Genomic DNA, 12,098 nt, shown 5'->3' with positions numbered 1-12,098 from the left:
TCTATCAAGAAAATATATATGCAAAGGCTTATTTTTTATTACAAGTTCCAACAAGCTTAGAAATTTTATAAATGGTTTTTAAGCTTCTTCTACTTATACATATCTAGCTCAGTTAGAAGATCATCTATTTCATCAATTATTGAACCTATGAAGGCTATGGCCTCTTCAAGAGCCTTGGTAGTTGTCATATCAACTCCTGCTGCCTTGGCAAGGTCAATTGGTCCTTTTGAACCACCCATTTTTAGAACTTCAATCCATCTTTTCCTATCCTCATCATCCCCATTTACAATCTTATCTGAAATAATTGTTCCTATGGTTAGACCTGCTGAATATGTGTAAGGATAAAGTCCCATGTAATAATGAGGTTGCCTCATCCATGTAAGCTCACTTCCCTCGTCAAGTTCAACTGCATCTTGCCAGAATTTTTGGAGATTCTCCTTAAACATCTTATTAAAATCGGATGCCCCTAAGCTTTCTCCTCTTTCCACTGCCCTATATACATCTCTTTGGAAGCTTGCCTCCAAGAAGTGAGTTACAAAGTTATGGTAGTAGGTTTTGCCAATCATGGTTGAAAGAACCCAAAGCCTTTCCCTCTTATCTTTCGCTCTATTCAAAAGATATCTTTCCATAGTTATTTCATTTGCTGTTGATGGAGCTTCTACAAAATACATACTCATATCAGCAAGTAGGGCTTCTTGGTTAGCATTTGAGTATATACCTTGGCAAGCATGACCTAATTCATGGGCAAGTGTCATAACTTGGCTCATGCCACTGTTGTAGGTTGTCATGATGAAAGGGTGAGAGTTATAAGGGCTAGCACAGAAAGCACCTGTCCTCTTGCCTATATTTTGAGAATAGTCAATCCACCTATCACTAAAGGCCTTGTCTAGGTAGGAAACATACTCTTTGCCAAGTGGTGAAAGGCCATCTAGGATATATTCACGAGCCTTTTGGATGTCAACTTCAATTTCATAATCTGGGTCAATGCCTAGCTTCAAATCTGCATAGGTCATCTTTTCTAATCCGTAATGCTTTTTAATGATTGTGGCGTACTTTCTCATGTGTGGAGCAAGTTTTTCCATTATTGTATCTAACTGATTTTCATAGATATCAAAGTCTACATCTTGACGAGCCAATAGGTAGTGGAAAACTGATTCATAACCACGAATATCGGCTTGTCTTTTTTCGTTGCTTACTTGAGTATTGTAGACAGATGCATCTGCGTTTTCATATTTCCTAAGCACATCATGGTATCTTTTGAAGGCTTCTCTTCTTAGGTCAGTCCTTGGATCTGCCTCGAGGTATTCTTCAAAAGTGTTGTGGTTTAGGATGATTTCTTCTCCCTCATAAGAAAAATTTTCAAAGTCCATATCTCCATAACGCATATCGTTGTAATTTCTGTATGGAGCATCAAGGCTTGGTGAAAGTTTTGCAAGGACTGCCTCTGCCTCATCTCCTAGGAGATGGGCTTGTTTTTTCTCTATTTTCTCAATAAAATAGGTAAACTCTGGGTGCTCTTTTCCTACTTCTGTTAAAATATTCTTCTCTATTTTGGCAAGGGCTGGTTCATAGAAGGAGAGGATGCCTGAGATTTTTGATTCTTCATCGCAAAACTTTGCATATCTTTTTGACATATGCTCATCTGTTGTATCCACTTCCATGGAAATTCCAGCAAAAGTTCCCAAGTTGCCAACTATTCCATAAATATCTGAGTATTCTTTGAGGGACTTATAAACTTCCTCTACGCTAGATAAATTTTTATATTTTTTAGAAAAATCTAAGGCTCTAGTCTTAACGTCTTCGATTTCTTTATAGAAAACTTCATCGCTTGCATACATATCTTCTATTTTCCAAGTTTCTTTTACATCAACTTCGCTTCTTTTTTTCATATATACTCCTTATCTTTAAATTAAATTACTTTATTACTATAATTTTACCCACTTAGAAAAACTTAGCACCTTGCAAGCGTTGAGTAATTTTAACTAGAAGTATAATAGTAAAAAAGCAAAAGGAGAAAGTATGAATAAAAGAATAGAAAACTTTGCCAAACTAGCTGTTGAGTTTGGTGTTAATGTCCAAAAAGGTGAGGATGTCCTAATAACATCTCCTGTTGAAAACCCAGACCTTGCAAGGCTTATCACAAAGGCAGCCTACGAAAAAGGAGCAAGAAATGTGGCTATTGACTGGAGAGATGATGCTATCACTAGACTTACCTACGAATACCAAGACCAAGAAACCCTAAATGAAGTCGCTGATTGGAAAATCGCTAAGATGGACTACCAAATAGCTCAAAAAAAATCCAACAGAATTTCAATTCACGCAGAAGACCCAGACCTTCTAAATGGACTTGATAGCGAGAAAATTTCAGAAGCCATAAGAGAAAATAGCAAAAAGACAAAAAAATTCGTTAAATATACCATGAATGATATAGTATCTTGGCTAGTTATCTCTGTCCCAACCAAAAAATGGGCTAAGAAAGTCTTCCCAAACCTTTCAGAAAAAGAAGCCTACGACAAACTATGGGAAACAATCCTAGATGTATCAAGAGTTTCAGAATCTTGGGAAGAAACAAAGGCAAATTGGACTAACCATATAAACACCCTCAACGAGAAGGCAGATTTCCTAAATAGCCACCAATTTGACAAGGTTCACTATAAGGCAGGAAACGGAACCGACCTTTGGGTTAAGCTTCCAAAAAATCATATTTGGATGTCAGCTGGTTCAAAAAATGCCAAAGGAGATGTCTTTATTCCAAATATGCCTACAGAGGAAGTCTTTACCTCACCTCAATATGATGGAGTAGATGGAAGGCTAGTAGCAAGCAAACCTCTTGTTTATAACGGAGTTGTTATTGATGGTTTTGAATTTGCATTTAAAGATGGACAGGTAATTTCCTTCTCTGCCCAAAAGGGAGAAGATACCTTGAAAAAAATGTTAGCTAGTGATGAAGGAAGTAAATACCTTGGAGAGATAGCTCTAGTTCCTTATGATTCTCCTATTTCAAACTCCAACATCCTCTTCTACAACACTCTTTTTGATGAGAATGCCTCTTGCCACTTCGCCCTAGGTAAGGCTTATCCAACAACCGTTGAAGGAGCAAGCGACCTATCCGATAAGGAAGTAAGGTCTTGCGGTCTTAACGACTCCCTTATCCATGAGGACTTCATGGTTGGAACAAGCGACTTGACAATAACTGCCTACAAGGATGACAAAGAATTTAAAATATTTGAGAAGGGTAATTGGGCCTTTTAATAATTAGGCTCTTGCAAACTTATGAATAACCACCAGCTCACCCTTGAAGATTTACATAAAGTTTCCTAAGGATAGTTGGTGATTTATTCATTTTGCAAAAGCCTTCTTTTTTTTGCCAAAAATAACCACTTATCCTCCCAAGCCGACCGCTTATCCCAAAACTAATGCAAGCTTCCCCAAAGCAACCTATAATAAAATCAGGAGGGACAATGAAAGTTGAAATAATTATAGATGAATCAATCGAAGAAACTAGGGTCAAGATTTTCGCCAAAGACTACTCCAAGGAGGTAGAAAACCTCAAGGATCTTTTGGCCGATAGGCTTGTAGATAAAATAGTAGTCTTTAAAAACAAGGAAGTTTTTATCACATCTCATAAGGACATCATAAGGATTTATGCCCAGGATAAGAACGTCTTTGTAAAGACAAAGGATGGAACTTTTTCATCAAGACTTACTATTTATGAACTTAATGATAGACTTGATAAAAACAAATTCATAAGAATTTCTCGATCCGAGATTGTAAATTTAGATTTTGTAAGAAAACTCGACCTATCCTTTATTGGAACGATTGCTGTCGAGCTTACAAATGGAGATGTTTCGTATGTTTCTAGGAGAAACTTGAAAGAATTTAGGAAGGCTTTGGGCCTATAGGAGGATATATGAAAACTTTTAAAGATTTAGTAGTTGGTTTTTTGGCAGGAGTTGGTATTGGAGCTTTAATTGAAGCTTTTATATCCATACTAGTTGGAGCTGATATTGTAGGTGTGCCTGACTTTGTAGCAAGCGTAGGCGCTGGTCATGCAAAAATAATCCAATGCTTAGTTTATGGAGGCTTTGGTGTGATATCAGTCCTTTCTGGCATGATTTTAAAGAATAAGACTAGGTCAATTTATCTAAATCACGCCATCCACTTTCTGATACTGGCAATATATTTTGTCTTTGCAGGATTATACCTAAGCTGGTTTTCCTACAATAGTACAATAATCTTTGCCTTCGCAAGTTTTGTTATAATTTACTTATTAATTAGCTTTTGCATTTATATCTACGAAAAAAAGATGATTAACGAGATTAACAAAAAGCTCTAAAAGCCCGATTGCTCGGGCTTATTTTGCTGCTACTATACCTACAAGTGAAGATATCCCAAGGAGTATTGGACTAAGAATCCCAAGGTCAAGCTCAAAGGAGAAGAGGCAAATTATAGCTAGCATTATGAAGTTTGCAAGAAGCATCCTTTGGTAACCCTTGTAGCCTTTTTTATAATACTCAGCTCTCACTCTTTCATCAGATTCTTCTATAAACTTCTCATTAAAGTTCAAGTCTAGGCTATCAGCCTTTCTATTTGGCTCAATTTTTTGAATTAGCAAATAATTTTTGTCAAGAATTACAGATGATAAGTAGATAAAAATCCCGAAAGTGAGAACACCTACAATTAACCTTAGGATATTTCCATCATTCACCCCACCTTCAAGGTTTATTGAAAGTATAAGGCCTGAGAAAAGTACAAATGTTATAAATATGCCCAAATCTCTTGTTCTAAGGCTAAAGTTTGTATACTTTGTTTCAATCAAACCATCACCCTTTAGACCATCTTCAACCAAAGCTAGACTTTTTCTATAAAAAATATATGATGTGATTAGGCTTAAAATCATGCTTGCCATAACCAAGTAAAAGGAACTGGCAAGGTAGGATTTTCTTACAGCATCCCCAACATTCTCAAGAATTTCTTTATTTAAAAATACTTTTAGCACTATTCCTGTTGCAATTCCAACCACCATAATTTTCAAAAATCGTTTATTAAAGAGCTTTTTCATAATCATCCTCCAAAGAAAAAATATCCTCAACGTTAACACTAAAAACTTTAGCAAGACTTAGGGCTACCATTACAGAGGGGTTGTAGTCTCCTCTTTCTATAAGGCTTATGGTCTGCCTTGAAACTCCAATTCTTTTTCCCAAGTCTGTCTGATTAATATTTTTCTCCTTTCTAAATTCGGCGAGTTTATTTTTTAATAGCAAATCTTCCTCCTTTATGACAAGTATCTTTGTCATTATTATATAATTGACAAGTATTTTTGTCAATACTAGACAAAAAAACACCAGACCCTAAGTCTGGCTAATTTTTATCCCCTATAGGCTTCTTCATCTACATAGATATATACATTTGGATGAAGGGCAAGAAAACTTGCTGGGAGATGAGGATCAATACTTGTTCCCACAATAAGTTTTTTTACTGCCTCATGTTTTTTCTTGCCATTAGCAAGAAGAATTATAGTTCTTGCATTAAAAATATCAGAAAGACCCATAGAGATAGCATATCTAGGTACATCTTCTTCACTGGCAAAAAATCTTGAATTTGCCTCAATAGTGCTTTCTGATAATTTTACTATAGATGTTCTCCTATTCAATTTATCAGCAGGTTCATTAAAGGCAATGTGGCCATTTTCTCCGATACCGAGAATTTGAATATCTCTTTGTCCAAATTCATCGAGAATCTTGTCATAGTCTTTGGCATATTTTTCGTCATTTTCAGGGGCGGATGGCAAAATATTCGCTCCTTCATTAAATGATACATGGTCAAAGAAATTTTTCTTCATGAAGTACTTATAAGATTGGTCATTATCCGCACTTATACCAACATATTCGTCAAGATTTACTGATTTTGCATATCTAAAGCTAATCTCTCCCTCATCATTTGCCTTGATTAGGTTTTCATAAAGTCCTATTGGAGAAGAGCCTGTTGCAAGACCTAATTTAATTTGTGGTTTTTCTATAATATTAGAAATAACTAAATCCGCTGCTTTCTTGCTCATATCATCATAATCTTTGCATACAATAACTTTCATATCTACTCCTCACATAATAAATCGTTTACTTAGATTATACAGGTTGAATAAAAAACTTCTATTCTTTCAGTAAAATAATGGCAGATTGAAAGAACTTTCATGCTTCTGCAACAATTTCTAAATTTGGACACAAAAAACCAGAGCCTAGGCTCTGGTAAGTTTTTATTAATAGTTGAAGTTAGCAACTTCAAACCATTCTTGTTTGTGAAGACAAGCTGGACAAATCTTTGGAGCTGTTTTTCCTTCATAAAGGAAACCACAGTTTCCACATTTCCAAATAACTTTTTCGTCTTTTTCAAATACTTTTCCATTAGCTACATTATCGTGTAGTTTTTGGTATCTATCTCTGTGAGCACCTTCAGCGATTGCGATGTTTCTAAATGCTCTAGCGATTTCATCAAATCCTTCTTCTTCAGCTACATCAGCAAATGATGGATACATATCTTCACATTCTTCGTTTTCGCCTTCAATAGCGCCTTGTAGGTTTGTTAGGGTATCATGGAAGATAACTGGAAATGCTGTATAGTCTGGGTTTAATTCTATAGCTTCAAGTTTGAATTCTTCTTTTAAGAATTTGTAAAATCTTTCAGCATGCTCAATTTCGTTTCTTGCTGTTTCTTCAAAGATAGCTGCGATTTGTTGGTAGCCTTCTTTTTTAGCAACTTTTGCAGAATATCTGTATCTCATTGTAGCTTGGCTTTCACCTGCGAATGATGTAATAAGATTTTGTGCTGTTTTTGTTCCTTTTAATGTCATATGTAATCTCCTTTTTATATTCCACGTTTCATCTGATATTCATATTATATTATTTATATTTTCATTTGTCAAGAATGATTCTAAAGTTTTTATCATTCTAAATATGATAGATATAATCATTATCATTTTCTCATTTAAAACTTTTTTATGGCTGATTTTAAATATTTTATTTCATCTTTAAAATTTTTTAATAGCAATATTTCTACTAGGGACTTCTTTATTTTTTATTTAACAAAATTGTTAGGTCTTGCATATTTATTTGTTAATGGAAAATAATTTTATCGGGTATAATAGTTATGTAAAATTAGGAGGAGAATATGAAAATAGATTTTACTAAGGTAAACCTAGATAACTTAAATAGCTACGAAGAAAAGGCTATGACTTCTTTTGAAACTCTCATGACTAAAGGTGGTGAGGGAAATGACTTTCTTGGCTGGATTGACAGACCTATAGACTACGATAAGGAAGAATTTGTAAGAATTAAGGAAGCAGCTAAAAGAATTAACGAAAATTCTGATGTTTTGGTTTCAATTGGTATTGGTGGCTCCTACCTTGGCATTAAGGCTTGTGATGTGGCTTGTGATTCTTACTTTGCCTCTGATAGAAAAGTTAAATTAATCTATGCAGGCAACCAAATTTCTGGTCAATATCTCTCTGAACTTTTAGATTTTCTAAAGGATAAGGATTATTCATTAAATGTAATTTCAAAGTCTGGTACAACTACAGAGCCAGCTATTGCCTTTAGATTTTTAAAAGAAGCCATCGAGGAAAAATATGGCAAAGAGGAAGCTAGAAAGAGAATTTATGCTACAACTGATAAAGCTAAGGGAGCTCTCAAGGAACTCGCAGATGCTGAAGGATACGAAACTTTTGTAGTCCCTGACGATATTGGAGGAAGATTTTCTGTAATATCTGCCGTAGGTCTACTCCCTCTCGCAGCAGCAGGCATTGATATTGACGCCTTTATGGAAGGCTTTAAGGAAGGTAGAGACATATACACTGAGAAATCTTTCGATAATCCAGCTATCAAATATGCAGCGATTAGAAATATGCTCCATGAGGATGGCAAAGATATAGAAGTTCTTGTAAACTATGAAGCTAAATTAAGGTATATAGCTGAATGGTGGAAGCAACTTTTTGCCGAAAGTGAAGGAAAAGACGGCAAGGGTATCTTCCCAGTTTCAGTAAATAACACAACCGACCTTCACTCTGTTGGTCAAATGATTCAAGATGGTAAGAGAAACCTCTTTGAAACTGTAATCGAAGTTGAAAACCAAGAAAGAGATCTAGTCATCAATGAAGATAAGGATAACCTAGATGGTCTTAACTATCTAGCAGGCAAAACCATGAGTTTTGTAAACAAACAAGCTATGGAAGGAACAACTATTGCTCACGTTAAGGGAAATGTTCCAAACATCAGAATAATCATGGATAAGGTTGATGCCAAAGAAATCGCCAAACTATTCTACTTCTTTGAAATAGCAGTAGGAGTTTCTGGCTATATGCTCGGGGTAAATCCTTTCAACCAACCAGGTGTTGAAGAGTACAAGGGACAAATGTTCAAACTACTCGGAAAACCAGGATACGAAAATAAATAAATAATTTAAAAGGCCAGGGCATAGACCCTGGTTTTTCTATCTGACCAAACTCACTTTTCTCGCCTTATTATATAGTAAGCACAAGGCAAGTAGCTCAACTATTGAAACTACAAGGCTTGCTTCTATGCCAAAACCTCCCCCACTTATGAGTTTATTTCCTACAGATTCGCTTAGGAAAATCGTGTTTTTGCTTGTGATTATTCCGCTTACATTAATTCCAAAAAAGTTTCCTTGGAGGAAATTCCATACGCTGTGGGCTGCGGCTGATATATATGCTATCTTCTATATAAAAAAGCATAGAAAATACAAGGCCATCAAAAATATATTGACAAAGGCTATGAGATTAAAGTAAGAATTACCTACATGAAGGATTGCAAAGATCAAGCTATTGGCAACAATTCCGGTCTTTGGATTTTTAAGAGCACCTAGATAATTCATTAGCACAGACCTTGTGATAAATTCTTCTTAGAAACCTTGAAAGATCCAGCCAATTACGAACAAAAGAAAAATCTTTAAGTCCACATTTTGGATATTTAATCGAATTTTAAATCCAGATAATAGATAAGAAAAAAGGAAAGATATCCAAAGCATACCACTTCCTATTAGAAGTCCCTTAAGGTAAGATACACCATTCCTATCATCTTCAAGGCCCAGAGATTTGAGATTTCTCTTATGGTAAAATTTTACAAATAAATACACGAAAAGGCTTACCAATAAAGTAGACCAAAGATTAAAAATCATGGCATACTCGTGATTTTCCGATAACTTTCCTATAAGAAAATCTCCCTTGCCTGTAAGATTAGATACCAATCTAAGTAGGATATGAGAAAAAGACATTTCTAAGATCATCAGGATAAATAAATGAATTGTGAATGCCAGAGGATTTCTCTCCTTCATCACCCTCTTACATTCTCTGATCGATTCGTCTCTATAAAACATATCTCCTCCTTTTTTACTAAGTCCTAGATTACTATTACCCAATTTTATTTCTTAGTTTATTAATTGTTAAGATAAGTTTAATTGACCTTAGGCCGAAGGCATTTTTTTTCTTTGCAATTATTGACTTATTAGCCTCATAAATATCTCTTATTTCCTCCTTGTCATAACCAAGGTCAAGACCTAAAAGCAATTTACTTACAATATTTGCAATAAGTTTATGATTTACGGCGGCTTTTTCTCTTGGGCTTAAGTTTAGCTTTTGATCGTTTATTAGCCTATTTGAAAAATCTATATCGGATTTAATTTTATCCAAAGAAAAGGTAGACAGAGTTGGTCTAGTAGAATCAATCCTATAGTAGGTCAAGTATTCTGGGACTATTTCAATTTCCCTTGAATATTTTATGACATGTGTCATAAACTCTATATCTTCACCATAGGAAGAAGATTCATCAAAACGAATATTATTATCAAAGATCACTTCTCTTTTTATTAGAAAACTGCTGATATGAAGTTTATTTTTGCTGATTAGATAATTTACCAGGAAATCTTTCTTGCTAAAGGCGCTTTTCATAGGCCTAGTTTCCTGTCCAATTAACTTATAATAGCCACATGTGCAGGTATCAGCATTTGTAGATTTAATTTGCCCATACATTTTTTGCAAAAAATCTTTATGATAAAGGTCATCCGCATCCAAAAAACATATATAAGGGCTGGTAGATCTTTCTATTGCAAAATTTCTAGCTGCAGACACTCCAGCATTTTCTTTTTTATAATATGAAATATTGTCATATTTTTCTCTCAATTTAGAGATTGCCGATTCTGTCCCGTCAATAGAACCATCGTCAACAAGGATAATATTAATATCAGCAAAATTATTTTCTTCTATTGATTTTATAGTTTGACCTATAAAATCTTCCCCATTGTAAACAGGGATTATTATGTCTATCTTGGCCATAGCCTTACCTCCTGTGTATTTTATATTCAAGATAAGTTTTGTCAATTTAAGATTAATTGATTTTGTTTCAATTATACCTTTAAATTTATGAATATCTTTTACATTTATTAGTACTATGATATAATATGTTTCAATATAAGTTATACAGAGGATTAATTTATGAGAAGAAGAAAGAAAATTTGTTTTCAGAGTGTCGACAAACCCACTAATAAATTGGGCCTGTCGACGCTCTTTCTGTTTTTATTAGTAAATTTATTGAATTTTCAAATGATAGAGTAAATATCTTAGTAAATATAGGAAAATCACCTCCATTTCCCTCTAATCTATCTAGTAATTTTGCTAGTTTTTTCATATTTAAGCACGCAAAAGTTAGTGCTGCTTTCATACTCATTTTTGCTTTGCCTATCATGTTGGTGTATCTAAAGCTATGGTATTCTTTTGCACTTCCGAATTGTCGTTCTATTTTTTCTTTTCTTTGTTTGTATTCTGCTTTTCCTGTATCAGTTAGTCTGTACCGTTCACAGTAAGCTATGTATCCTTGCCAGATATGTCTAATTATTACTTTTACTTTGCTTTTACTTTTTGTGCATTTACTTAAAGATGGGCAGTTTTCGCATAAACTTTTCTTGCTTTGATATATTCTGTAGCCTTCTCTGTTTGTTGTTGAGTAGAGTAGGATTTTCTTTTCTGGACATATGTAGCAGTCGTTTGTTTGGTCATATTTGTATTGTTTTGGATAGAATGATTCTTTATCAGTTTTTCCTTTTGGTCTTGTATATGGTAGGACTGGCATTATTCCTTTTTCTATTAGTTCTTTTGCTATTGCTGGTATTTTGTATCCTGCATCCATTACTATTTTTTCTGGCCTATATTTTTCTAGTTTTTCTTTGAAGAATGATGGGAAGGTTATGGAGTCGTGTAGGTTTCCTGGATAGGCTTTGTATCCTAATATCCAGCTATTTTTATTACATGATGTTTGGATTGAGTAGGCAAATACTTCTTTGTGATTTCCTTTATGAAACAGTCCACTTTCTGGATCTGTTGTTGATTGGGTTATTTCTTTTTCTTCTAATATATCCCCATCTGGGTAATCAAAGTCATCTTTGCCATTGTTGTTTCTGTCTTCGTTTACTTCTTTTTCTAGTTTTCTTTGATATGATTTTACTTTTTTCTTTATTTTTACTTTTTGACTTTTGTGTCTGTTGGCGTGGGCTTTTATATGAGTTGAATCTACAAATTGTATTTTTGTGTCTACAAATCCATGGCTCATTGCTTGGTCTAGGATGTTTTCAAATATTTGATTGAATATATCTGTATTTTTAAATCTTCTTTCATAATTTTTTCCGAAGGTTGAGAAGTGTGGGACTTTATCGTAGAAGTCTATGCCTAAGAACCAACGATAGGCTAGGTTTACTTCTACCTCTCTTATTGTTTGTCTCATGCTGTTTATGTTGAAGAAGTATTGCAGGATTACAAGTTTAATTAATACTACTGGGGCTATGCTTGGTCTACCTGTTGTTTGTGAGTATTTATCTTCTACTAGATTGTATATGAAGTTAAAGTCTATGTATTTGTCTATTTTTCTTAATGTGTGATCTTTTGGGACTAGTTGTTCTACCGATACCATTTGAACTTGTTCAGTGTTATTTTTTTCATTCTTATGTAGCATAACTTCCTCCATCTTTAGTATATTCATACCCATAGATGGCTTGATTTAAGCATTTATCGCATAGAAAAAGTAGATGAAGTTATGTTTTTC

The 12,098-nt window shown here is 34.3% G+C and carries 12 protein-coding genes and 1 pseudogene; 4 read left to right on the top strand and 9 right to left on the bottom strand.

Going from position 1 to position 12,098, the window contains the following annotated elements:
• Positions 1-89: 89 nt before the first annotated feature.
• The gene (gene pepF / locus Q0W95_RS00420) at positions 90-1,889 is read right to left on the bottom strand and encodes an oligoendopeptidase F (protein WP_297788390.1); all 1,800 of its coding nucleotides are present in this window, start codon (positions 1,887-1,889) and stop codon (positions 90-92) included.
• Between the two features lie 130 nt (positions 1,890-2,019).
• Between pepF and Q0W95_RS00415 the strand changes: the two genes are divergently transcribed.
• The 3 genes from Q0W95_RS00415 (at position 2,020) to Q0W95_RS00405 (ending at position 4,336) form a co-directional block, all read left to right on the top strand.
• Entirely contained in the window at positions 2,020-3,252 is a 1,233-nt protein-coding gene (locus Q0W95_RS00415) for an aminopeptidase (RefSeq protein ID WP_297788387.1), read from the top strand.
• Between the two features lie 209 nt (positions 3,253-3,461).
• A complete protein-coding gene (locus Q0W95_RS00410) occupies positions 3,462-3,902 on the top strand; it encodes a LytTR family DNA-binding domain-containing protein (RefSeq protein ID WP_297788386.1) in 441 nt (146 codons plus the stop codon).
• Positions 3,903-3,910: 8 nt separating this feature from the next.
• Positions 3,911-4,336 (top strand): DUF3021 domain-containing protein, encoded by a 426-nt coding sequence (locus Q0W95_RS00405; protein ID WP_297788384.1) that lies wholly within the window; start codon positions 3,911-3,913, stop codon positions 4,334-4,336.
• Between the two features lie 18 nt (positions 4,337-4,354).
• Here Q0W95_RS00405 and Q0W95_RS00400 read toward each other — a convergent pair whose 3' ends face one another.
• From Q0W95_RS00400 to rbr, 4 genes are all read right to left on the bottom strand, one after another.
• A complete protein-coding gene (locus tag Q0W95_RS00400) occupies positions 4,355-5,062 on the bottom strand; it encodes a DUF3169 family protein (RefSeq protein ID WP_297788382.1) in 708 nt (235 codons plus the stop codon).
• On the bottom strand, positions 5,046-5,264 hold the full coding sequence (locus Q0W95_RS00395; RefSeq protein WP_297788380.1) for a helix-turn-helix transcriptional regulator: 219 nt from the start codon (positions 5,262-5,264) through the stop codon (positions 5,046-5,048). Before Q0W95_RS00395 ends, Q0W95_RS00400 begins: the two co-directional genes overlap by 17 nt.
• A gap of 104 nt (positions 5,265-5,368) precedes the next feature.
• Positions 5,369-6,091, bottom strand: a complete 723-nt coding sequence (nagB, locus tag Q0W95_RS00390) for a glucosamine-6-phosphate deaminase (protein ID WP_297788378.1) — start codon at positions 6,089-6,091, stop codon at positions 5,369-5,371.
• 165 nt (positions 6,092-6,256) lie between these two features.
• Positions 6,257-6,847: a rubrerythrin gene (gene rbr, locus Q0W95_RS00385; protein ID WP_297788376.1), complete on the bottom strand. Its 591-nt coding sequence runs from the start codon at positions 6,845-6,847 to the stop codon at positions 6,257-6,259.
• A gap of 317 nt (positions 6,848-7,164) precedes the next feature.
• Between rbr and Q0W95_RS00380 the strand changes: the two genes are divergently transcribed.
• Entirely contained in the window at positions 7,165-8,445 is a 1,281-nt protein-coding gene (locus Q0W95_RS00380) for a glucose-6-phosphate isomerase (RefSeq protein WP_297788374.1), read from the top strand.
• A 282-nt stretch (positions 8,446-8,727) separates the two neighbouring features.
• Here Q0W95_RS00380 and Q0W95_RS00375 read toward each other — a convergent pair whose 3' ends face one another.
• From Q0W95_RS00375 to Q0W95_RS00360, 4 genes and pseudogenes are all read right to left on the bottom strand, one after another.
• Positions 8,728-8,901: a CPBP family glutamic-type intramembrane protease gene (locus tag Q0W95_RS00375; protein WP_297788572.1), complete on the bottom strand. Its 174-nt coding sequence runs from the start codon at positions 8,899-8,901 to the stop codon at positions 8,728-8,730.
• Between the two features lie 9 nt (positions 8,902-8,910).
• Complete coding sequence (locus tag Q0W95_RS00370) at positions 8,911-9,384, bottom strand: hypothetical protein (protein WP_297788371.1); 474 nt, start codon at positions 9,382-9,384, stop codon at positions 8,911-8,913.
• Between the two features lie 34 nt (positions 9,385-9,418).
• Positions 9,419-10,339: a glycosyltransferase family 2 protein gene (locus Q0W95_RS00365; protein ID WP_297788368.1), complete on the bottom strand. Its 921-nt coding sequence runs from the start codon at positions 10,337-10,339 to the stop codon at positions 9,419-9,421.
• Positions 10,340-10,676: 337 nt separating this feature from the next.
• Positions 10,677-12,008: pseudogene (locus tag Q0W95_RS00360) on the bottom strand (IS1182 family transposase); the annotation flags it as partial.
• Between the last annotated feature and the right edge of the window lie 90 nt (positions 12,009-12,098).

This window comes from uncultured Anaerococcus sp. (genome assembly GCF_947253225.1).
In the GTDB taxonomy this organism is placed as follows: domain Bacteria; phylum Bacillota; class Clostridia; order Tissierellales; family Peptoniphilaceae; genus Anaerococcus.
Note: the sequence above shows the minus strand (reverse complement) of the source record. Positions and strands in the feature narration are given on the sequence as shown.